The organism is Nesterenkonia sphaerica (genome assembly GCF_005771565.1).
Classification (GTDB): Bacteria; Actinomycetota; Actinomycetes; order Actinomycetales; family Micrococcaceae; genus Nesterenkonia; species Nesterenkonia sphaerica.
Genome location: NZ_VAWA01000023.1, coordinates 1 through 23,042, shown reverse-complemented (window position 1 = coordinate 23,042; position 23,042 = coordinate 1). Strand labels below are relative to the sequence as shown.

Annotated in this window: 22 protein-coding genes, 1 tRNA gene and 1 pseudogene; 19 read left to right on the top strand and 5 right to left on the bottom strand. The window is 62.2% G+C overall.

Annotated elements, in window-relative coordinates:
- Positions 1–46 precede the first annotated feature (46 nt).
- From FEF27_RS12025 to FEF27_RS11980, 10 genes are all read left to right on the top strand, one after another.
- On the top strand, positions 47–1,258 hold the full coding sequence (locus FEF27_RS12025; protein ID WP_424991688.1) for a M23 family metallopeptidase: 1,212 nt from the start codon (positions 47–49) through the stop codon (positions 1,256–1,258).
- Between the two features lie 142 nt (positions 1,259–1,400).
- Positions 1,401–3,008, top strand: a complete 1,608-nt coding sequence (locus tag FEF27_RS12020; RefSeq protein WP_138171131.1) for an ATP-dependent nuclease — start codon at positions 1,401–1,403, stop codon at positions 3,006–3,008.
- A complete protein-coding gene (locus FEF27_RS12015; RefSeq protein ID WP_166430012.1) occupies positions 3,001–4,083 on the top strand; it encodes a UvrD-helicase domain-containing protein in 1,083 nt (360 codons plus the stop codon). The genes FEF27_RS12020 and FEF27_RS12015 overlap by 8 nt, the downstream gene beginning before the upstream one ends.
- Before the next feature lie 157 nt (positions 4,084–4,240).
- Entirely contained in the window at positions 4,241–4,507 is a 267-nt protein-coding gene (locus FEF27_RS12010) for a DUF6112 family protein (RefSeq protein WP_138171129.1), read from the top strand.
- Positions 4,508–4,659: 152 nt separating this feature from the next.
- Positions 4,660–5,016, top strand: a complete 357-nt coding sequence (locus FEF27_RS12005; RefSeq protein ID WP_243729224.1) for a DUF6112 family protein — start codon at positions 4,660–4,662, stop codon at positions 5,014–5,016.
- Between the two features lie 46 nt (positions 5,017–5,062).
- A complete protein-coding gene (locus FEF27_RS13495) occupies positions 5,063–6,559 on the top strand; it encodes a TrbL/VirB6 family protein (protein WP_138171128.1) in 1,497 nt (498 codons plus the stop codon).
- Between the two features lie 8 nt (positions 6,560–6,567).
- Positions 6,568–8,037, top strand: a complete 1,470-nt coding sequence (locus FEF27_RS11995) for an SCO6880 family protein (RefSeq protein WP_138171127.1) — start codon at positions 6,568–6,570, stop codon at positions 8,035–8,037.
- Positions 8,038–8,182: 145 nt separating this feature from the next.
- Positions 8,183–9,373, top strand: coding sequence for a metal ABC transporter substrate-binding protein (locus FEF27_RS11990; protein ID WP_138171126.1), 1,191 nt, complete (start codon positions 8,183–8,185; stop codon positions 9,371–9,373).
- 577 nt (positions 9,374–9,950) lie between these two features.
- On the top strand, positions 9,951–10,880 hold the full coding sequence (locus FEF27_RS11985) for a hypothetical protein (protein ID WP_138171125.1): 930 nt from the start codon (positions 9,951–9,953) through the stop codon (positions 10,878–10,880).
- Positions 10,877–12,388, top strand: a complete 1,512-nt coding sequence (locus FEF27_RS11980; RefSeq protein WP_138171124.1) for an ATP-binding protein — start codon at positions 10,877–10,879, stop codon at positions 12,386–12,388. The genes FEF27_RS11985 and FEF27_RS11980 overlap by 4 nt, the downstream gene beginning before the upstream one ends.
- Before the next feature lie 98 nt (positions 12,389–12,486).
- Here FEF27_RS11980 and FEF27_RS11975 read toward each other — a convergent pair whose 3' ends face one another.
- Both FEF27_RS11975 and FEF27_RS11970 read right to left on the bottom strand, forming a co-directional pair.
- Positions 12,487–13,731: an MFS transporter gene (locus FEF27_RS11975; protein WP_138171123.1), complete on the bottom strand. Its 1,245-nt coding sequence runs from the start codon at positions 13,729–13,731 to the stop codon at positions 12,487–12,489.
- 32 nt (positions 13,732–13,763) lie between these two features.
- Positions 13,764–14,117, bottom strand: a complete 354-nt coding sequence (locus tag FEF27_RS11970) for an ArsR/SmtB family transcription factor (protein WP_138171122.1) — start codon at positions 14,115–14,117, stop codon at positions 13,764–13,766.
- Positions 14,118–14,374: 257 nt separating this feature from the next.
- Here FEF27_RS11970 and FEF27_RS11965 point away from each other — a divergent pair, with 257 nt between their 5' ends.
- From FEF27_RS11965 to FEF27_RS13680, 8 genes and pseudogenes are all read left to right on the top strand, one after another.
- Positions 14,375–14,836, top strand: a complete 462-nt coding sequence (locus FEF27_RS11965; protein ID WP_138171121.1) for a hypothetical protein — start codon at positions 14,375–14,377, stop codon at positions 14,834–14,836.
- Positions 14,837–14,891: 55 nt separating this feature from the next.
- Positions 14,892–15,467 (top strand): hypothetical protein, encoded by a 576-nt coding sequence (locus FEF27_RS11960; RefSeq protein WP_243729223.1) that lies wholly within the window; start codon positions 14,892–14,894, stop codon positions 15,465–15,467.
- Positions 15,468–15,505: 38 nt separating this feature from the next.
- Positions 15,506–17,257, top strand: a complete 1,752-nt coding sequence (locus FEF27_RS11955) for a type IV secretory system conjugative DNA transfer family protein (protein WP_138171134.1) — start codon at positions 15,506–15,508, stop codon at positions 17,255–17,257.
- A gap of 100 nt (positions 17,258–17,357) precedes the next feature.
- The gene (locus FEF27_RS11950) at positions 17,358–17,804 is read left to right on the top strand and encodes a single-stranded DNA-binding protein (RefSeq protein ID WP_138171120.1); all 447 of its coding nucleotides are present in this window, start codon (positions 17,358–17,360) and stop codon (positions 17,802–17,804) included.
- Positions 17,805–17,826: 22 nt separating this feature from the next.
- Positions 17,827–18,444, top strand: coding sequence for a hypothetical protein (locus tag FEF27_RS11945; RefSeq protein ID WP_243729222.1), 618 nt, complete (start codon positions 17,827–17,829; stop codon positions 18,442–18,444).
- Entirely contained in the window at positions 18,444–18,659 is a 216-nt protein-coding gene (locus tag FEF27_RS11940) for a hypothetical protein (protein ID WP_138171119.1), read from the top strand. Before FEF27_RS11945 ends, FEF27_RS11940 begins: the two co-directional genes overlap by 1 nt.
- Positions 18,660–18,749: 90 nt before the next feature.
- Positions 18,750–19,322, top strand: coding sequence for a recombinase family protein (locus FEF27_RS13685; RefSeq protein ID WP_424991687.1), 573 nt, complete (start codon positions 18,750–18,752; stop codon positions 19,320–19,322).
- Positions 19,243–19,887 (top strand): annotated as a pseudogene (locus FEF27_RS13680) (recombinase family protein); the annotation flags it as partial. The gene FEF27_RS13685 and the pseudogene FEF27_RS13680, both read left to right, overlap by 80 nt.
- 604 nt (positions 19,888–20,491) lie before the next feature.
- Here FEF27_RS13680 and FEF27_RS11930 read toward each other — a convergent pair.
- From FEF27_RS11930 to FEF27_RS11920, 3 genes are all read right to left on the bottom strand, one after another.
- A tRNA-Arg gene (locus FEF27_RS11930) sits at positions 20,492–20,567 on the bottom strand.
- Between the two features lie 62 nt (positions 20,568–20,629).
- A complete protein-coding gene (locus tag FEF27_RS11925; RefSeq protein WP_138171118.1) occupies positions 20,630–20,944 on the bottom strand; it encodes an antibiotic biosynthesis monooxygenase family protein in 315 nt (104 codons plus the stop codon).
- 19 nt (positions 20,945–20,963) lie between these two features.
- On the bottom strand, positions 20,964–22,034 hold the full coding sequence (locus tag FEF27_RS11920; RefSeq protein ID WP_138171132.1) for an Rv2578c family radical SAM protein: 1,071 nt from the start codon (positions 22,032–22,034) through the stop codon (positions 20,964–20,966).
- Between the two features lie 71 nt (positions 22,035–22,105).
- Here FEF27_RS11920 and FEF27_RS11915 point away from each other — a divergent pair, with 71 nt between their 5' ends.
- A complete protein-coding gene (locus tag FEF27_RS11915) occupies positions 22,106–23,014 on the top strand; it encodes a restriction endonuclease (RefSeq protein ID WP_138171117.1) in 909 nt (302 codons plus the stop codon).
- Positions 23,015–23,042 lie beyond the last annotated feature (28 nt).

The following is a 23,042-nucleotide window of genomic DNA, read 5'->3' as shown; positions in this document are numbered from 1 at the left end:
GGGTGTCTCACCTCAGTCTGGCAGGTAGGGCTCCGTCGAAGACCTCATGGACCCCGTCTACCAAGCTCAAGCGTTCTTCGGCGGACCCGAGGGACCGAACTACGGTTCACCGCGTGGGCTGCTCGACATCCCTGGCTGGCAGGAGATGGACAAGGGCGAGGCCGCCCAAGCCGTGGAGGTATCCGCGTACCCGGACCGGTATCAGAACTATGAACCGGTCGCAGAGACCATCCTGGAAGCACTCACCACCGGCAGCGAGCTCACGCCAGCCTCGGTGCCGGAGTCCGGCCGGGTGGTCTTCCCCTTAGCAGAGGATGCTGCGGTCCAGACCAGTGACTACGGGCCACGGGTCCATCCGGTGACGGGGGAAGACAGCTTCCACGCTGGCACCGACTGGGCCGCTCCTGATGGGACACCGATCTATGCCATCGCCGATGGAGTCGTCACCTCTGCTGACTACAATGAGGCCCGCGGCGGAGTGATTGTCCTCGACCACAGGATCAGCGGTGAAGCGGTGTCCTCGGTGTATATCCATATGTGGGAGACCGGCATTCACGTCCAACCAGGCGACACGGTTTCTGCTGGGGACCACATTGGGGATGTGGGCAACTCGGGTCAGTCCACTGGCCCGCACCTGCACTTGGAAATTTTGCCCGGAGGCCGAGGCACCGGAGAACACACCGACCCCGAACCCTGGCTAGAGACCCACGACGCCCACCCCGCCCCCGATACTGGGTCAGGCGGCGACATCCAACCGGCTGGTGCTGACAACGGGGACTGTCCCACCCAACCCGGCCAGGGCACTGAGGCTGACGCGCCTGATCCTGAGCCGGGTGACGGTGATGGGTCGCACATGGTCGATGACCCCACCACCGGTGGGCAGATCACCGCCGGCATGCTGCACGTCTACCAGCAGACCAGTCAAGCGTTTCCCGAGACGTCCTGGGTCTGCTGGGATGAACGCCCCGGCCAGGACTCCGAGCACCCGCTGGGGCGGGCCTGCGATGTCACCTTCGGCAACCCCATCGGCAGCTTCCCCACCGAGGCCCATCGCCAAGCTGGGTGGGAGGTCACCAACTGGGTCAAAGACCACGCCGAAACCCTCGGGGTCGAATACCTGATCTTCGACGGCAAAATCTGGGTCGCCTCACGGGCCGATGAAGGCTGGCGGCCCTACGACGGCGGCGGTATGCACGATCCCAACGACCCCACAGGTGGTCACTACGACCATCTCCACATCACCGTCACCGACTCCTAACCGCAGGATATTCAGGACGTTTCGAGGCACTTACCAGGTAAGGTGCTGTTATCAAGATTCGGCGCTAAAGGCGTCGAGGACTACGCATCACCAGCGCTGGTGGCCCAGCGCTTCGTCAGGCCCGGGATGTTGAGGGAACCTAATGATCACCAAACTGAAAGTCCGCGGGTACCGCACCTTCCGTGACATTGAGTTCAGGCCTAATCCAGGAATGAACATCCTCGTGGGCGAAAATGGCTCAGGTAAGTCAACACTCCTGGAAGCGATAAACCTGGTGCTGACAGGTCGTATCAACGGGCGACCTGCCTCAGAGGAGCTGAACCCATATTGGTTCAACCAAAGCGACGTAGCTGAGTTCTTTCAAGCTAGGCAGGATGGGTTCCGACCGGAACCTCCAACTATTGACATAGAGGTTTTCCTCGACGATCGAGACGAGTTCTCTAAGCACCTGCGAGGGGGCCATAGCTCTGAACGCCCCGTCGTCGAACGTACGGGCCTGCGCATGCTCATCGAGCCAGATCCTGACTATGCAGAGGAGCTGGAGGCTCATTTGGCCTCTGATACAGCAATTGTGCCGGTCGAGTACTACAAGGTGGACTGGCATACCTTCGGACGAAAAGTGCTTAACGTCAAGCCTCGGGAGTTGAGCACTGCGCTGATTGATTCCAGGACCGTACGTTCCAGCAACGGTGTCGACTACCACTTGAAACACCTGCTGAACACGCACCTCACCCCTGAGTCGAAGTCCCGTATCTCGGTGGCTTTCCGTTCTATCAAGGAGCAAATGACGCGGGAGCATCTGAGCGAGGTGAACTCTAAACTCTCCGGTTTGACAGATGGTCTCGATGGCAATGTTTCACTTGCCATGGACCAGTCAGCAAGGAGTTCCTGGGATAGCAGCGTAGTCCCCCATGTGGACGACGTGCCCTTCGCGATGGCAGGCCTTGGCGAACAAGCCGCCATCAAGATCGCCCTTGCCATGGGACGGCAGGATGCAACCACTCAGGTAGTCATGGTTGAAGAGCCAGAGAACCATCTGTCACACACGAATCTCAATGTTCTCATCAGACAAATCGAAGAGTTCGCTGGAGATGGCCAACAACTTTTCGTCACCACGCACAGTTCCTATGTGCTGAATCGACTGGGCTTAGACCAGCTACAACTTGTCTCCGCCTGCGGGCTCCGATCATTCAACGAACTAGATGCTCAGACCGTCAGGTACTTCCAGAAACTGCCTGGCTACGACACGTTGCGCATGGTGCTCGCAGACAAGTTCGTTCTGGTTGAGGGGCCGTCCGATGAGATTCTCTTTGACCGCTTTTACAAGGACGAGACTGGTAAGCGTCCTATTGAGGACGGTATCGACGTCTTCTCGATGCGAGGACTTTCACTGCGACGCTGCCTTGGGGTCGCTGCACTACTAGGCAAGAAGTGCGCCGTCCTCACCGATAACGACGGCAAAGAGCCCGGAGAGATAACTTCGGGCCTCAGCGGTCTCCTCGCAGACGGGAAACGCCAGGTCTTCATTGGTGATCTGGAAGGTGGGCATACCCTGGAACCGCAGGTGTCCGCGGCCAACGCGGGCAATGAAGAACAGCTCAAAGAGGCCTTGCACCTCGGTGCCCGAGCCACCCTAGAGGTGTGGATGCGCAACAACAAGACCGAGGCCGCGTTACGTATCGCAGAATCAGGGAGCACCCTGACGGCACCGGATTACTTCTCACGAGCGATCAGGTTCATCCGTGACTGACAACCAGCTTGTCTTGGCGGTAGCGGGGTCAGGAAAGACGCAGCGACTGGTTGATCTCTGCGTTGAAGCAGACCCCTCGGAACGGATCTTGGTGTTGACCTACACGGCAGCGAACCAAGACGAGCTGAGACGCCGTCTTGCCAATGCGGCTGGGGAACATCACCGGATTGAGGTCAGTGGATGGTTCTCATTTCTCATTGCCAACTTCGTACGCCCCTACCTTCCCTTCGTTTTCCCGGATCGAAAACTCGAGGGCTTCGATTTCCACAGTCCCCCTCAGCAGTACTCGAAGAATGATTCCTGGTCTCGGTACTTCAACCACGATTCGCAGGCTCGCCGTGCCCACTTGGCGCAGTTGGCACATAGGGTCAATGAGGCCGCTGCTGGCGCACCCATGAGGCGCTTGGCGCTTGTTTACGACCGCATTCTCATCGATGAGGCTCAGGACCTGTGCGGGTGGGACCTCGAAATCTTGGAACTCTTGCTCAAATCACCGACACCGTTGTACATGGTCGGCGACGTACGCCAAGCGATTCTTGCGACGAATCCCCGGGAGAAGAAGAACAAGAAGTTCATGTACATGGGGATATGGCAGTGGTTCAGGCAGAAGGAAGCGAAGCGGAAGCTCCAGATCCAGCAAGAGCGCACGACGCATCGGTATCGAGCTGAGATTGCATCGTTTGCTGATTCGTTGTTCGACACTTCCCATGGTTTCGAACCGACCGAAACGCCCAATACTCGGACCACTGCCCACGATGGCATCTACCTTGTGCGTTCAGAGCACGTGGCCGCGTATATCCGCTCGTACCAACCGCTGTTTCTCAGGGACAGCGTGAACTCAGGTAAACAGTTCAGCAAGTTCGCTCCCATAAATATCGGAGTCTCGAAGGGCCTGGAGCGTGAACACGTTCTGGTCTACCCAACAGGCGGAGTCCAGCAGCTACTGCAGACCGGTACTCCACTTACTCCCTCCGCCAGTGCCTCACTATATGTAGCCGCGACTCGCGCGAAACAGAGCCTGGCGTTCATCCTGGACGAACCCGGAGACTGCGTCTATAAGCACTGGATCCCTTGAGCGTCACCCCTTATAGCTTCGGATGCATAGCCGAGTACTCCCGTCCGCTGACGTGAGCTGTTGCGCACCTGCCACACATGAAGTCCTGTCTGTTGCCATTTTCATGTTTGGAACGACTTGCGCCCGCGTGTGAACGTACGTATAGGACGGCTCCGGTATGAACGTTTTTCCTGATTTTGAGGGTCTCCCGGGGATCACCGAGCTCCGCGAGGTCGTCGGAGCTCTGCTGGCCTTCGTGCTAATCGTCGCGGTGCTGATGCTCATCGTCTCGGCGCTCATCTGGGGTATCGCATCCTCACACGGGAACCAAGCCTCCGCCGCCAAAGGCAGGACCGGGGTACTGGTCTGCCTCGGGGCGGCGATTCTCGCTGGTGGAGCGATGACCTGGATGAACTGGCTGATCGACCTTGGCGAACAACTCTAAGCACCGCTCTAACCAGCCCTGCCGCGTGGCTGAGTCCTGCGACTGCAGCTTTGCGGCTGATTCGTGCTCCCGGTCGGGTTCTGCTGAAGGGCGGGATGGGGTGTACACCTGCTTCACGACCCACTCGTTTCTCATCTGAAGGAGCAGTTGTCGTGAACACTCTCATCGCCCTCTCTGAGGCCATCCACACCTCCACACTCACCGTTCCCACCCTGGTGGCTGACCCGCTGGTGGTCGCTCAGATCGACATCAGCCCAAACGAATCCGGGCTTCCCGGGATCAGCCAGCTGCGCACCATCGTCGGGGCGGTCATGACCATCGGCCTGGTGCTCTCCGTGTTGGCACTGATTATCTCGGCGATCGTGTGGGGCTTCGGAGCCAACAGCTCCAACCCGCATCTGGCCGGCCGAGGCAAGATCGGCGTGCTGGTCTCCTGCGGGGCCGCGATCATCTGCGGAGCCAGCGTCACACTGATCAACTTCTTCTGGAACGTCGGCCAACAGGTCTAACCCCCACCGTCTCCAACCCTCTTTGTTTGTGAAGGAGTGATGTGCGTTGGGCCTGTGCGATGTTCCCGTCATCTCCAACGTCTGCGATACCGCAGGCGAAGCAGCCGCCAGCCTCATCTCAGCCCCATTCGACTGGCTAGCCCAAGCCATGGGGGCTGCCGCCGGCTGGCTCTTTGAAGCCGTCTGGGCCGTGTTCGATACCACCACCCTGGTTGATGTCACCAGTGACGAGTATCTGGGGGTCTACAACATCGTCTTCGGCATCGCGGTCTTCGTGATGCTGCTGTTCTTCTGCCTGCAACTGATCACCGGCCTGATCCGCCGCGACCCCGGCGCACTCACCAGAGCCGCCCTCGGGTTAGCGAAATCCGTACTGGGTTCCTTCATCGCGGTCACCCTGACCGCCCTACTGCTGGAAATAGTAGACCAGCTGAGCTTGGGCATCATCCAAGCCGCCGGAGAAACCACCGAATCCATGGGCAACAAAATCGCCGCCCTGGCCGCAGGACTGACCGCGATCAATATTGCCGCCCCGGGTGTGGGTGCGATCATCACGATCTTCATGGCAGGACTTGCCATCTCGGCCGCGGCGATCGTCTGGCTCTCCCTGCTGGTCCGCAAAGCCCTGATCCTCGTCGCCGTTGTACTTGCGCCGTTGGCGTTTGCTGGGGCCTCCTTAGATGCCAGCAAAGGCTGGATCGGCAAATGGGCGATGTTCGTCATCGCCCTAGCCGTCTCTAAACTCGTACTCACCGTCATGTTCCTGGTGGCCATCACCCAAGTCTCCGCACCCATCGAAGCGGACCTGGCCTCGGTCAGTGATCCGCTGGCCGGAGTGGTGCTGATGTTGATGGCCGCCTTCGCCCCATATATGACCTACCGGTTCCTCTCATTCGTCGGAGTGGACATGTACCACTCCATCGGGGCTGAGCAGGAAGCCAAACAGTCGTTGAACCGTCCGGTGCCCACTCCGAACAAGCCCCAGGGCGAGGGACCGAAGAAAGTCCTCGACGGCAACAGTGACGCGCCACCCAACAGTGGTGGCCCGGATGGGCAGAAACCCACAGGAGGCAAACCTAGCAGCGGCCCGCCGCCCAGTGGTCCAGGTGGGCCGGGTGCCACCGCCGGATCAGGCGCCTCAGCTGCCGGCGGCGGAACTGCTGGTGGTGGTGCGGCAGGCGGTAGCGCGGCGGCTGGGGGTCCTGCTGCTGCCGCGGTGATCGGGGCCAAAGTCGCTAAGGACTCCGCTGAAGCCGGCCCCAAGGCAGGCCAGGCCCTCGGCAATCAGGCAGAGACCGCAGCCGGGAGCGCCGAGCAGAACACCGGAGGCGGGCAGCAGCCCGGGCAGGACGGGCAACAACCTGGTCAACCCGGTGGTGGCCCCTCCGACCAAGGACCCAGGGGCGGACAAGACAGGACCCCTGGGCAGCCTGCGCCGAAGACCCCACGCCAGCCTGCCGACCCGCCAGCACCTCGGCCACCACGCTCAGGGCCTCAGCCGCAGGACCCGACCGCTGATGTGCACAAGCGAAGGAAGGGGTGAAAGAGACCATGCCTAGCGAGACAACATCGACGGGTTCGTCGGTGGAGTTGGTGCCGGTGAAGTTCTCCCGGCTGACCCGCCGTGGCATCCTGCTCGGCCTGTCCCTGACTCAGCTGATCACCCTGGGTATCGGTGGACTGTCCCTGGTGGGTGCCCTCTACGCCGGGGGCGGTATCCTGCTGGCCTACACCGCACCCATCTGGGTCCTCGCCGCCGCCTTGACGTGGATACCGGTTGCCGGACGCCCAGTGGTGGAGTGGCTGCCGGTGTGCTTCTGGTGGGTCTGGCGGACCACCGGCGGGCAGTTGTTGTACCGACGGCGGATCACCACACCCCGGCCGGAGGGGACCCTGGCGTTGCCTGGGGATATGGCCCGGCTGCGGGAATACACCGATCCCGAGACCGGGGCCGGGATGATCCACGACCCCACCGCGAACACCCTGACCGTGGTCACCGAGGTCTCCCACCCCGCGTTCGTGCTGTTGGACCCTGCTGAGCAGCAGCGCCGAGTCACCGCCTGGGGCCGAGTGCTGGCTACCGTGTGCCGCTCCGGCAGGGTCGCCACCCTCCAAGTCTTAGAGCGCACCCTACCGGATTCCGGTACCGGTTTGGCCGAGTGGTGGGCCAAACACGGCACCGATGATGGGTCCTGGGCCGCCGAGACCTACGCAGAGCTGATTGACCGGGCCGGACCGGCCGGGGAACGCCACGCCACCACGATCAGCCTCTCGCTGGATATGAAGGCCGCCGCCCGGCAGATCAGGACCGCCGGAGGCGGCATCCGAGGTGCTGCAGGTGTCCTGCGCCAAGAAATGAACACCCTGACCACCGCGCTGCGCACCGCCGATCTCACCCCCTCGGGGTGGCTGACTCCCGGTGAGATCGCGGTGATCCTGCGCTCGGCCTACGACCCCGCTCTCGCACCCGTCCTCCAGCGGCATGGCGAACTTGGCCAAAGCCTCGCCACCGCCGGACCAGTAGCAGTCAACGAGACCTGGTCACGGCTACGCACTGACTCAGCCCACCACGCAGTGCTCTGGATCAGCGAGTGGCCCCGGTTCATGGTCCACCCCGGATTCCTCTCACCGGTGCTGCTCTCCACCGGTATCCAACGCTCGTTTTCGCTGTTGTGTACTCCGATGCGCTCTGACCAAGCCGCACGCGACATACGCAAGCAAAAGGTCGAGTACATTAGCGACCAGGCCCAACGGGCCAAGATCGGCCAGATCGAAGACGCCGCCGACCGGGCCGAGTTCGACGACGTCCTCCAACAAGAAGCCGACCTCACCGCCGGCCACGGCGTACTGCGCTACACCGGACTCGTCTCAGTCACCGCACCCACAGTGGAAGAACTTGACGCCAACGTCGCAGCGATCGAACAAGCAGCCATCCAAGCCTCCTGCGAAACCCGTCTACTTGTCGGCCAACAAGCAGCCGCCTTCACCGCCGCAGTCCTACCCCTGTGCAGGAGGGTCTAACAAATTTCCTTCGCTTCAGTATGTGCTCGTACTGGTGTATTACACGGGGTCCGTTGAACTCCAAACTATTATTGCGATTTGTTCTCATCAGCGGATTGTCCTACGCTGTCGCGTAAACCCACCCGATCGTTGAAAGGCCATACCCATGTCTGCACTGTCTTCACGCACCTCACCGGATGAACCGATCAGGCAGGGATTATTGCGCAGGCACCGGGGCCTATTGCCCTGGGCTGCTATCGGGGCCGCCGCCACACTGATGGGGACCTCCTGTGGCGACCAGAACGAGGAGACTTCCGCCGCGTCAGGTACCGCTGAAGTCGATGCACAGCTCAGCGTGGTCGCCTCCATCGACGTCTATGCCAATCTCGCAGCCCAAATCGCCGGTGACACCGCCGAGATCGAAGCGATCGTGGATAACCCGGCTATCGATCCGCACTCCTATGAGGCCTCCCCGCAGGATCGGCTCCGTATTGAGCAAGCCGATGTACTCATCGCCAATGGAGGCGGCTATGACACCTTCCTGAGCACCTTGGCAGAGTCAGCAGACAAAGATGACGTCCTGATCCAGGTGCTCAGCGGATCTGAAGACGAGGAGGATCACGACGATGAAGACACTGACGACGCCCACGGACCAGTCGAGGACCACGCCGAGCACGACGACAGCCACGATGGTGAGGCTCCCGCTCACGACAGCACGGACAGCATCCATGAGGAGGGGCGCTCCGGCCATAGTGACGAGGAAAATCACGACGAAGACGCTGAGCACAGGGAAGGTGAGGATGATCACTCCGGCCACGGTCACGGAGAAGACGGCGAAAACGAACATGTCTGGTACGACTTAGCGCTGATGAGCGAGTTCGTCACGGACCTTGCAGATCACCTCGCAGAGATCTCTCCTGAGAATGCTGAGCTGTACAGCGATAACGCCGAGACTCTCGCCGCAGAGATAGACACGCTCAACGAGCGCAACCGCAGCCTCGAAGCATCTGGAATGACCTTCATGACCACCGAGCCCGTCTCTACTTACCTGCTCAGCGACGCCGGCTTCGAGGATCAGACCGATGCGGACTTCCTGGCTGCGATCGAACACGGCGATGACGTCTCCCCTCGCCTACTCCAGGACGCGCTAGCGACTGCCGAAGATATCGATGTGCTGGTCTACAACGAGCAGACCGAGACCAACCAGTCCCAGCAGATCCGTCAGGCCGCCGAGGAGGCCGGAGTGCCGGTGGTCGAGTTCAGCGAGACGCTGCCAGAAGAGGCAGAGGACTACTTGGACTGGATGGACACCAACATCAACCAGCTCGAGGAACTGCTGAGCTCCCCATCGCTTTAGGGTCAGGATGCGGGCGAATGTGCTTACACAGTAGTTCACCCTCGAAAGCATGGCAGTCAAGGTATGTGTGAGGGGGTTCTATATATGGAGTTTAGGTTACCTACGGAAAGCTAACGTCCTCACGCCAGACTCTCCCTGTGGCTTCAGGGCCACAGCCACCACCGGCCATCCAAATTGCACCGTGAGCTCACACAGATTCAGTCGTACCCGCCGCTCAGGCAGGAGATAGATCAGGAGGGCCCTCCGGCATCACAGTGCAGGTGCACAGACCAACTACGGCGATTAGCGGTCATCCTCTTGCCTGTATGTGCGTTTTACCGACCGGAGGAAAGGATCAGTCCCATCCTGGCTTTAGCCTCACAAAGCAAATACTGATCACCGGTATCAGTAAGCCTTGTATAAACCATTTGCGAAGCTCGGGAGCATTGGATAAAGCTGACACGGTAGACGCTCGTTGCGCTTGAGCCGACGCTCTCAGCCTAACTAGGTACCGATGCCCTTATCATTTTCGCCGTGGCGGAGTGCGCGTGCACCTAGTCAACGTCCCTTGCTGTCTCGTTGACCCAGGATGTCCCTGATGCCTACGTTCTACGATCCCCAAGCCGATGCTGAGGAAGCAACCCAGACGATGCGCGGTTTGGCTCATGCCACCCGTAGTCTCGATGACCCCTCTGTCACGTATACGACGATCGAGTACCTGCTCAGCGGAGTCCGTTCCCTTCGCCAGGTCCTTGACCAGCTCTCCGATGCCCACCTGAACAACCGGGGCCTGGCACGTGACGATGAGGGCAACCACCTCAACGGGGCACACCAGGCGTTGGCTACTGCCGATGAACTTCATCATGCTGGCACCCTGCTCGATCAGGTTCATGCCCGGTTGGATAACGCCTCGCAGCATTCCGGGGGTATCGCCTGGCACCCCCAGACCGAACACACCCCCATCACCCAGGAGACGGCCCGGCGGTGGGTCAACGTGGTCTTCCTCGACCGCGGGCAAGCCGATGGGGTGCTTGACCTCATTGACGAAGACGGAGCCCAAGCCGGAATCACCCACCTCGCCCAGTGGGACACCGGCCAAGAGACCACTGATGCCGCGATGGAGAACGGCTACGTCTACGACCAGCCACCATCTGCTGATGGGGACAAGCTGAGCACCGAGGGTGACTACACCATCTCGTATAACCAGCAGATGGGTCACGTCGCCCTCTACCGATCCATCCCCGCACCTGAAGACCCACTACCTGCCGAACTTTCCCCGCGCCGCAACGGGTTAGCATACGCGGCAGCAGGGGGGCGTAGCGTCGCCGGCCCGGGAGGCTCACCGACCGGTGCCGCTGCAGCAGCCGGGGCCCTCTATGCCAGCAACGCAGGCGCACGCCCGGGCAGCCGTCAGAACACGGCGGGGCGGCTTGATTCTGTGACGAAGCAGCGGCAAGACCAGGCTCAGCGGGACTGGTACGCCAGCCAGAACCGGCCCACCAGCACCAGTCGGGGGCTGTCCCGATGAGCCCGGAACCCGATCAGGAGAGACTGCACACCTCGGTACTGGTGGCCCCGGCAGCTGAGCGTCGTCGCCTACGGAAACAACGCCGGGAAGCCGCAGCCCGTCTCCGCGCCCAGCAGCGGCAAGCCGAGAAACACGCCCTCCGGCAGAAGGCTGAAGTCGAGCGGGCTGAGCGGCGGGCACGGCAGTACCTGCCGGCGGGTGGTGAACCTGGACCTGCTGCGTTGCGTAACCCGGGAAGGTTTCGGTTGCCGCGTCATCAGGACACCAGCGCCACCCTGGCCGCGGCATACCCGTTCCTGGCAGAAGGAGGTTTGGGGGCTGATGGGATGTTCATCGGCCAAGACTTCTACTCCGGGGCCAGCTTTGTCTATGACCCCTGGGTGCTCTACCAACGCGGGAACATCACCGCCCCCAACATCGTGCTGGCAGGCATCGTCGGCTCAGGCAAATCCAGCCTCGCCAAATCCCTCTACACCCGTAGCTTGCCCTTTGGACGCAGAGTCTATGTCCCCGGCGACCCCAAAGGGGAACACACTCCGGTCGCTGAAGCCGTGGGCGGACGGGCTATCGCCCTGGGGGCAGGACTGGCCAACCGACTCAACCCCCTCGATGAAGGCCACCGGCCCAGTGGCCTCTCGGATGCGCAGTGGGCGACCACGGTGGCTTCGCGTCGTCGTAGCCTGCTCGGCGCGCTGGCAGAGACCGTGCTGGCCAGGGCGCTGACCCCGTTGGAGCACACCGCCATCGACCTGGCCCTGACTCAGACCGTGGCAGAGAACTCCGTGCCGATCCTGCCCATGGTCGTAGACCGCATCCTCGACCCGTCCGATGATCCCACCGGCTGCCTGGCCGAGGATGGCAGGCTGGTCGGGCATGCGATGCGCCGCCTGGTCGCCGGTGACCTCGGGGGTCTTTTCGACGGACCCTCCACCGTCCAGTTCGACCCGAGTCTGCCGATGATCAGCCTGGACCTCTCCCGAGTCACCGAAAACAGCACCCTCATCTCGGTGTTGATGACCTGTGCCTCAGCGTGGATGGAATCAGCGCTCCTGGACCCCAACGGTGGCCAACGCTGGGTGGTCTATGACGAAGCCTGGAGATTGATGTCCCATCCGGCGCTGCTGCGGCGTATGGATGCTCACTGGCGACTGGCCCGCCACTACGGCATCGCCAACCTGCTGGTCTTCCATAAGTTCACTGATCTGGAGAACGTCGGCGACGCCGGCTCCGCCATGCGCTCCCTAGCCAGCAGCCTGTTGGCCAATGCGGAGACCCGGATCGTCTACCGGCAAGAATCCGACCAACTCGGCACCACCGCACAGACCTTGGGATTGACCGGCACCGAACAGAAACTGCTACCCACCCTCGGGGTCGGACAGGGCCTCTGGCGGATCAAGGACCGCTCCTTCGTCGTCCAACACCAGCTACACCCTGATGAACTGGCTGCCTTCGACACCACACGCCGCATGACCGGCGAGAGCCGCAAGTTCAGCGATCCTGAAGCCTGATTCGCAGGAATATTCGGGTCGAGGACCATTCCTTCGGTGCATGTTCGTCGAATATGCGCCCCGGCTTGGTTCTTGCATGGTCGGTCTGTGCCCGGTGGTTATGTTTGTGTCTGCGCTGGTTGCTGGTCGATGTCGATGGGGTGGGGTGTTTTCCACCAGTTCGAGGTGGTGAAGCCGACGCCGAGCACGCCGGTGGCAACGAGTATCAGAGCGACAGCAGGTAGCCCCATGATGCTACCCAGGACACCGGCGAGCGGGTAAGTGATGAGGAAGCAGGCGTGAGAGAGCGAGAACTGGGCGGCGAAGACTGCGGGCCGGGCCTGTTCGCTGCTGCCTCGGCGCAGGAGCCGGGCCGAGGGGGTGAGGATGGTGGAGGTCGCTGCGCCGAGCAGCAGCCACACGATCAGCAGAGTGGTCCATTGTGGAATGCCGGTCGTCCAGGCGATGATTCCGGCCGTGCTCAGCAGAAGGATGGGAAGCGCGACGCCGCCGGAGAGCATCACCTTGCGGTCCGGAAGTGAGTCCAGGAGTTTCGGCATCGTGAGGGCCACCAGCATGGACCCGGCACCGTAGGTACCGAGCATGAGTGCGACATCGGATTGGGTGCGTTGAAGGTTGCCCTGGACGAGAACGACGGTATTGACGATCACCATCGCGGTGGCCGTAGCGGCCACGAGATTGAGTCCCATCAGGCCACGGAGTTCCCGACTAGTCCAGAACGTTCTCGCTCCGCGGGTTAGGCGGTCGAAGAACCGGGCCCGTGGTGGGGCGGCGATGTGCGGGAATCGGGCGGCGATCACCAGGACAGCGGAGGCGAGGAATCCGATCACGGTGCCGATAAACAGGTTGTGGTAGCTCATCATGGTCAGCAGTGCAGCTGCGAGCATCGGGCTGACCAGCGATTCCAAGTCGTATGCCAGCCTCGACAGTGACAGCGCCCGGGTGTACTCGCCCTCGTCCGGCAGCACGGAGGGGATCACAGCCTGGAAGGTGGGGGTGAACGTGGCTGAGGCCGACTGCAGCAGGAAGATCAGGATGTAGATTTGCCACGCCTCGGTGACGAACGGCAGTGAGACCGCTACACCAGCACGGCTGAGATCCGCGCCAATGAGCACTGGTTTGGGTGGCAGGTGGGAGACCAGGGCGGTAGTGACCGGCGCGACGGCCACGTAGGCGATCATTTTGATACTCATCGCCACGCCCATCACGATGCCCGCATCGCCGCCAGCAATGTCAAAGGCGAGCAACCCGAGCGCGACGGTAAGCAGGCCGGTGCCCAGCAGGGCGATGATTTGGGCGCTGAAGAGTTTCGCGTAGGTCGGGTTTCTCAGGATGGCGATCATCTCTGCGGTGCCTTACGAATCTAGGACAAGGACTAGTGGTGATGTGGAGGTATCTGCCCGTTGGCGACGGCGTGCTCGGCCTGCTTGATCGCCTCGATGACCACGGCTAGGGCGTGCTCGTCGGTGAGGCGATAGAGCACACTGGTGCCTTCCTGCCGTGTGGTGACCATTCGCGCCATCCGCAGCCTGGCCAGGTGCTGCGAGACCCCGGAGGGCTTCTTGTCTACGATCTCGGCCAGCGCATTTACCGGCAGCTCATCAGCCTGCCGCAGCGCAAGTACGATTCTGATCCGCGTTGGGTCGGACAAGATGCCCAGCACTTCAGCGGCTAAATCAACGTACTCCGAGGACGGGTCAGTCCCACAAATCTTTGTATCCGCGTTCATACGCATATACTAACACTTGTTGGCGTGAGGTGACCCGATGAACGCACAGGGGCTCCTAGACGAACATGGCTAGCCGGCCAGCCAACACAGTTTCCCGCATGGCAACGCGACTGCGCTAGAGCCGCAAATGTCCAGTCAAGTTTGCCAACAGCACGAGACCGTTGCGGGAGACGGCGCTGCGCACCTAAGAGAGCTGAACCCCGTTCACGAGGGACGTGGGTCTGGAGAAGCTGGGGCAGAACGGAAGGTGCCTCGTCATGGTTGATGAACACCGGCAGCGACTTACCCGCAATATGGACACCCTCACTCGCGGGTTGGAGCAGATCGCCAAGGACTATGCCCGACAGATCACACTGGCGGAGCAAGATCCCGAGACCTTCGGAGCCGGCCACTACGTCCTCTACCCCCAGGGCCGGGCTGATCGGCGGTTCGCCGTTGAGGAACGCTACATCGACGCGGACTGGTCAGACCCCGACCGACTACCAGCCTCCTGGAGCTGGAAAGCCCAAACCCGGCAGCGCCAGCCAGACGGAACTCACCCGTGGGTGACCACGGACCAGGGCGTGGTGCCGTCGAACTCCGTGCACCAGCTCCTGGGTTATGCGCAGAAGTGGGCGGCCTCGGTGCGGGCCTCGATGTTGCGGGAGGGGTTCTTCACCCACACCGCCCCGCCGCAGCCTGGCCGGTACCTCCGCGTGGATGGCTTCGACCTGCCTTGAACTCAGGTGAGATCTGACTCGGCGGCACCTGGACCGCACGGTGCACCTGGTGGGCATGAGCCACCACAACACCAGACACACCTCCCGCCGAACCAAGAAGACCAAGCCCTCAGACGCAGAGCTGGATGTTCCGGCGGTGCTGCCTCCTGTGGTCATCATGGTCACTGAGCCCACCGGGACCCTGGCTGTCACCGTGGACGGCGAAGACTTCCCCGCACCCGAAGACGCGGCATGGTCTCGTGCCCGATTCGGCGAGGTGCTAGATGCGGTCACTGAGGACCGGACTCGGACGGTGCGGATCGAGGTCCACGAAACCGACGGGTCCACGTTTACTGACATCATCCGCGCCCGCCGTCGCACCCTGGCAGAGCCGGCCCCCGAGCAGGAATCGTCAGAGTCGGCATCGTCTAAGCCCCGCGGGAATCCAGCTGCGGCCACGGTCTCGGGTGAGGGGTTCCTGCCGGGTGAGGACGTGGTTATCGCTGCGGTGGTCACCGACACCACAGCCAATGAGGACGGGGAGGTTGAGACCCGTCTGACCCGGCGGCAGAAGGGGAATCTGCGTGCTGGTGCTGAGGTGCTGGTCTTTGGCCGGTCCTCGGGGACCACACTGGTGAGGCGGTTGCCGTGACCCTGGGTATCACTCCGGGGTCTCGCCAAGCCGGGGGTATGGGTGATGAGGTCACCAGCGCCCTGATCATCCTGCTCATGGTCACCGCGGGTGTGGCGGTGATCCTGCGTGCCGCTGGCAGCGTCGCCGCTTGGATCACCGGCGCTGCACTTCCGGAGGCTGGTCCGGCTGCCGGACTGGGGGTGTTGTTCAGCCCTGGTGATCCTGCCGCCGCGCTGGCAGCGCAGGGTCTGCATCCGGTGGCCTACTGGATAACCAGTGGGGTGATGCTCGCCGGGCTAGCCGGGGTCGGTGCGTGGGTGTGGGTGAGGGTGCGCCGTTGGACTCAGCAGAAGCAGAAGGACCCACACCGGTTGGCAGGTACCGCCACCAGTGCCGACATCGCCAAAGTCGCCACCTCCAAAGCCCTGTTACGCCGGGCTGAGACGCTGCGGCCTTCCTTGCTGAAGCCGCGGATCGAGGATGTGGGTTACCTGCTGGGGGTCTCTGCGGGGAAGCAGGTGTGGGCTTCGGTGGAGGACTCGATCCTGCTGATCGGCCCACCCCGATCCGGTAAAGGCCTGCATGTGGTCATCAACGCGATCCTGGATGCACCCGGAGCAGTAGCCACCACGTCCACCCGGCCGGATAACCTCACCGCCACACTGAGAGCACGGGAGAAGATCGGCCCGGTAGCGGTCTTCGACCCCCAACACCTGGCAGAGGGCATCCCCGCTGGGATGCGCTGGTCGCCCATCCGGGGGTGTGAGGACCCGCTGACGGCGATGATCCGAGCCACCGGGCTGGCTTCAGCGACTGGCATGTCCGCTGGCGGGGTCGAATCCGGTGGGTTCTGGGAAGGCAAGACCCGCACTGCCCTCCAATCCCTCCTTCATGCGGCTGCGTTGGATCATCGGTCACCGGCTGAGTTGTTCCGCTGGACTCTGGACCCCTCAGCTGCCGCCGAGGCTGTGACCATCTTGTCCAGCACACCGAGGGCGGCGACCGGATGGGATGACTCGCTGGCATCGATGCTGGAAGCGGACCCGAAGACCCGGGATTCCATCTGGCAGGGCGTCTCCCTGGCGTTGTCAGCGTTGGCGGACCCTCGGGTGTTGGATGCGGTCTCACCCCGGGCTGGGGAGGACTTCGACCCCGAACAGTTCATCCAGGACCGAGGCAGCCTGTTCCTGCTGGCCACCGGCGCAGGAGCCGGAGCTTCAGCCTCCCTGGTCGCCGCATTCATCGAAGACCTGGTTGAGACCGCCCGGCGCATGGCCGCCCAGTCACCCGGTGCACGGTTGGACCCGCCGTTGTTGTTGGCGCTGGATGAGATCGGCAACCTCGCACCCCTGCCCAGTCTGCCGACGTTGATGGCTGAAGGCGGGGGCACCGGAATCACCACCCTGCCGGTCCTTCAGTCGTTGGCGCAGGCACGGGAGAAATGGTCAGAGAACCAGGCCGGGGCGATCTGGGATGCCGCGATCGTCAAAATCATCCTCGGCGGGGCCTCGAACTCAAGGGACCTCCAAGACCTCTCCACCCTCATCGGGGAACGTGACGAGTACACCGATTCGACCACCATCGGGGACCACGGCACACGCTCCAACCAGCGATCCGTCCGCCGGGTCTCGGTACTGCCACCAGACCGGATCAGGACCCTGCCCTTCGGCACCGGGGTCACCCTGTTGCGGACCGCACCGCCGATCATCACCGACCTGCGCCGCTGGACCCAACGACCAGAGGCCGCTGACTTGAAGGCCGACCGGGAGCAGATCGAAGCCATGCTCCAACACCACCCACGCACCTAACCCCGTCCGGGGGGGCTGTATCTCGGGTGGCCGGGCGCACCTGTCTGGCAGAGGCCACCTACACAAGAGCGGTGGCCGTGGTAGATAAGGAGCCCTGGTCATGGCGATCCATACCCAGCAGTCATTCTCCGGTTTCATCGCCTCAGCACCGCAGCTGAGCTACACCGAAAACGGTGACCCGCGCCTGTTCGTCAAGGTGGGCAAGGAGCACTACCAGCGCGAAGCCGATGGTTCTTTCACGCAGAAGGACACCACCTTCCACAACCTGGTGGCCTTCAAAGCCGCCGCCGAACAGGGCCATGAACGTCTGGCCAAGGGCGACAAGATCATCGCCGAAGGCTACGTGCGCGAATACGAGTACACCGACGCCAACGGGTTGACCGCTCCCGGTGAGGAGTTCGTGGCCCGCCGGATCGGTCATGACATGGCCCGGACCCGCTATGAGGTGGACCGCACGCCTCGCCGCAGTGTCGAGCGCGACGCTGCCGGGTTCGGGGCACCTCAGCGGCAGAGCCCGCAGTCCGAACCGCCCAACCTCAGCCTCTGACACCGGCCAGGAGGCCAGAGCCATGAACCAGCACACCCCACACGGCCCCGGTGACAAACCGGAGGGCTACCAGGCCCACGACACCTATGACGCGGCCTATGACGAACCGGGCCCCGGCTTTGAGCCAGGTTTCGACCCCGGCGGTGACCTCCCGGAGCCACCGCACCCGATCAACTGGAACCTGCTCTCCGCCGATGATCTGGAGGCTGAATGGCTGGAACTAAACAAGTGGGTCCACTGGTTGCGGCGGACCTACGGGCTGCCGGCCAGTGTGGTCCCACCGTTCTGGCACCACCACCCGGAACTGGTGTGGGAACTCTCCGCACTGCACCTGCACTGGCTCGGGGCCTATGACCCCGAACAGAACGCCTCAGCGCCGATTGGTTGGCACCGGGACTTCGCAGACGCCAGAGCCCGGCTACGCGAGTGGGTCGCAGCCTCGGGCACCCGGCTAGACAGGGACCGGCCCACCCGCCAGACCTCCTGGCCCGGAGAAGACCCCGCCCCACCGGTAGAAGACCTCACCATCGAAGACCGCGAAAGCGAGTTCGTGGACTTCGTGATGGCCCAAGTCGCAGAGCGACGACGAGCCGAAGATGAGTTCTTCCGCCACCTCGACGACCAGGCAGGAGGCCCGTGATGAGCCAGACCTCGGACCGCTTGCCTGACCGGATGCGGGAGCTGCGCGTGGAAGCCCAGCCGCGAGAGACCCCGGACCTGCACCGGCTGGCCCAGGTGTTCATCGGCATGGCCCTGGATCGTGCCCGCACTACCGACACTGACCAGCAGGCCGGCGATGACTCCGGCACCGCAGTAGAGGCCGGCATGGAGCCCGGAGTAGAATCTGACATGTAAGAAGCCAGCAGCCGAGCCTGGTTCGGCTGTCGGTGCGCAGTCATGTCTGGCCCATAGGGCTTACTTCGACAGGCTCCATCCAGCCTGTTGATGTCGTGTTTCCCGTTTACGAGTCGCACCGCACCAGCGGCATCCCATGGTGCTGCTCGTGTTGGCCCCGCCCGTATCGGGGAAGGAAACACGACAATGACCACTACAGCGCCCGACATCTCTAGTCTTCAACAGCTGGGCCAGACCACCACCCTGGCGGTGTCCTACCTGCGGGTCTCCACAAAGGAGCAAGCCTCCAAGGGCGGCCGGGATGAGGGGTTCTCGATCCCGGCTCAACGGGAAGCTAACCTTCGCAAGGCCCGCGATCTGAACGCCATCATCGTAGAAGAGTTCGTGGATGCCGGTGAGTCCGCTCGCAAGGCCGACCGGCCTGAGTTGATGCGGATGATCGAGTACATCAAGGCCCATCAGGTGGCCTACTGCATCGTGCACAAGGTGGATCGTCTGGCGCGGAACCGCTCTGATGATGTCGCTATCCATCTGGCGTTGCAGGAAGCCGGTGTTCTGCTGGTCTCGGCAACCGAGAACATCGATGAGACGCCCTCGNGGGATGCTGCTGCACGGCATCATGTCCTCGATCGCGGAGTTCTACTCCCGGAACCTGGCGAATGAAGTCTCCAAGGGCATGAGCCAGAAGGCTATCACCGGAGGCACCAATGGCAAGGCTCCTATGGGCTACCTCAACGTGGTGAAGAAGGACGAGCTGGGCCGGGAGATGCGCACCGTTGACCTTGATCCAGAACGAGCCCCCATCGTGAAGTGGGCATTCGAGGCCTACGCCAGCGGCAACTACTCCACCGCCAGTCTGCGTGATGAACTCATCGACCGTGGCCTGACCACCGTGCCAACACCGAAGCCCCCGAAGAAGGCTCCCTCCCTCTCTGCGGTGCACCGGATGTTGTCGAACCGGTACTACAAGGGCAAGGTGTCCTTCCGGGGCGCGGTCTATGAAGGCATGCACGAACCGCTGGTGCCCACCGAGATTTGGTACCGGGTCCAGGCAGTGCTGTCCTCCCACCGGGCCTCGGGAGAGAAGACCCAGGTCCATGACCACTACCTCAAAGGCAGCCTGTACTGCGGCCAGTGCGGGTCCCGGCTGATCATGACCAAAGCCAAGAACCGCCAGGGCGTGATCTACCCCTACTTCATGTGCGCCGGGCGGCACTCCAAGCGCACCAACTGCGAGCAGAAGGCCATGTACATCCCAGATGTGGAGCGGGCGGTCGAGGACTACTACAAGCAGGTCCAGATACCCGAGCACATCGTGACCGCACTGCGGGAGCTGGTGACCTCGGAGTTCGACCGGTTACAGGCCACCACCAAGCAGCAGCAGGAGGCCTACACCCGCGAACGAGAGGACCTGATCGCGGAGCGGACCAAGCTACTCCAAGCTCACTACGCAGGAGCCGTGCCGCTGGAGCTGCTGAAAACTGAGCAGGAGAGGATCGCTAAGCGCCTGGCGTTCCTGGAAGCACAGATCGAGGCCGGCACCCTGGAGTACGAGCAGGCCCAAGCCCATCTAGAGGACTGCCTGGCCCTGGCTGGCGACTGCCACGCGATCTACATGAGCATCGATGACTCCCTGCGCCGCACAGCCAACCAGGCGTTCTTCGACAAGCTCTATATCACAGAAGCCGATGCCGTGGACGGGCAGGCCGGTGAGCCCTTCGACATCCTGTTCAACCCCGAGGTCCAGTCCACCGCACTACGCCGCAAGCAGGCTGGTGGAGACCAGAGTGGAGATCAAACCGCGAACGTCGCAGGTTTGAACAAGGACCAACTGGTGCCCCCGAGAGGATTCGAACCTCTGGCCTTCGGTACCGGAAACCGACGCTCTATCCCCTGAGCTACGGAGGCGGGGGTCTGCACGGGGCTGCCCGCGCTGACCGATCTAGATTACCAGGAACTGCCCACGCGACCTAGCCGGTGGTGAAGACGGTGTAACTCCACAGCTCGCTGGACATTCCTACCGGCCGCTTGGGGGCTTCGCCGCCGCTGTGACCGTGGGAGGCACCGAAACTCTCCGAGTTCCGCCAATTCTCGAAGTCTTCCTCCGAGTCCCACCGGGTCACCACCAACCAAGAGGTACGCCCGTCTGTCGGCTGCAGCAGCTCAAACCCCTGGAAACCCGGAGTGCCCTGCATGGACTCGCGGCGAGCGGCAAACCGCTCCCCCAGCTGATCGCCAGAGTCCTCGGGCACGGTGATGGCGTTGATCTTGATGACACTGCTCATGCCTCCATTCTTGCACCGATTAGAACAGGGAGGGCTGAGCGGGCCCGGAGGGAATGTCCAAAGGCACCAGCTGTGGCTGTTGTTCGTCGGTTGACTCGTCAGGTGAGGAGCGTCCGCGCCACGTGGTCTCAGCGCGGTCAAGGAAACCGTGGCGTCGACGTGCTGATGCGGCCTGCTGGCCGAGCCATTTCTTGTACTCGGAACAGGCGTAGGTGGTGAAGCCGCCGCGTGCTCCGCGGTACAGCTCGCGGTAGCGGGGCACCAGCGCCGGGTGCTCCTGCTTCAGCCACTGCATGAACCACTCCCGCGCCCCGGGCCGCAGATGCAGGGCACCAGTGGTGACCCAACCCGCTCCCGCCTGGGCTAACTCGCGATGCAGCTCATCGAGGTGCTCAGCGGAATCAGTCAGCCACGGCAGGATGGGCATGGCCAGCACATTGCACTTCAGCCCCGCCTCAGTAATCGCCTTAATCAGGTTCAGCCGCGCCCGGGGGTCGGGTGTTCCTGGTTCGACCTTCTGCTGCAGGCCGGTGTCCATAATGGCCAGCGATACGGCCACTGAGACCGGGACACTCTTCGCCGCCTCCTGCAGCAGCGGGAGATCCCGCTTCAACAGCGGACCCTTGGTGAGGATCGAGAACGGCGTGCCCGACTCTGCGAGAGCGGTGATGATCCCCGGCATCAGCCTGTAACGGCCTTCGGCCCGCTGATACGGGTCCGTGTTGGTCCCCAGGGCCACATGCTCCCGCCGCCAACCAGGCTTGGCCACCTCCGCGCGCAGCACCTCAGCCACATTGGTCTTCACCACGATCTGAGTGTCGAAGTCCCTGCCCGAATTGAAGTCCAGATACTCGTGCGTCTTGCGAGAGTAGCAATAGCGGCACTGGTGAAGACATCCACGTGTGGGGTTCACCGTCCATTTAAAAGGCATGTTCGAAGCCTGCGGCACCCTATTAAGCGCAGTCTTCGCGGCTACCTCATGAAAAGTGACACCTTCGAACTCCGGGGTCCGAACAGTGCGTACCAAGTTCTGCATGGGAAGCAACGCCGGACCACCCGGCTCGTCGACCCTCTGATTGTCCCAACGCATAGAGGTATTCGAACACATATTCGAATACTGTTCAAGGAGGCGGACATCGGCTCCTGAATTAGGGTTTAGGCATGGACGCCTCTCATCCAGCAAACTCCGCAACTTCAAGTCAGGTCCCTCCGTGGCCAGTTTTTGTAAAACACATCTTGGCCGTCGTATCAGAAGAAACGGATATCCCGCGTCGCAAGTTACGTGAAAAGGCCCTTGATGCCTCTGGCATATCCCCAGAAGCACGGGCGGAGGTGATTCCTAGCGGAGCATTCCGCGCATCGAACAGGGTTGACTGGGCAATCACCCACCTTTCCAAAGCCGGATATATCCATGCCATGAAGAGAGGCATCTACTCCATTACAGACACGGGCCGTAAGTGGTACGCGGAAAATCCAGAGGGAATCCAGGACTACTCCGAAGCCAACCGAGTATTCAAGGACTTCTGGCCGGACAAAGAAGGTGCGCATCGCGCTCCAGTCTCGCCGCAGGAGCCCACGATGGAAGTCGGGAGCACTCCGACTGAACAGGTAGAAGCGGGTATCGAAGATCTGAAATTCGAGGTAGCTGACGAATTGCTTGAAAGGCTTCAGTCCGCTCCGCCGGAGTTCTTCGAGGGTGCAGTCGTCGATCTCCTTCTCGCCATGGGTTATGGAGGGACAGAACGGAGGGGGCGACGTATCGGGGGTTCAGCAGACGGTGGAGTCGATGGGGTAATCGATCAGGACGCGCTTGGCCTGGAACAGGTGTACGTCCAAGCTAAGCGATACGCCGCAGGCAATTCAGTTGGCAGAGAGGCGGTCCAGGCCTTCATTGGAGCATTGCACGGGTTTGGCGCCCAAAGGGGTGTCTTCATCACCACCAGTGTCTTCACGAAGCAGGCCCAAGGATATGCAAGCTCGGTCTCCACGAGAGTGAGGTTGCTCGAGGGAAACGAATTAGTGCGTCTCATGCTGAAGTACAGGGTTGGCGTTCAAGTGAAGGAAAGCTAGGGGGTGTCAATTAGTTTGTGTACCGGGT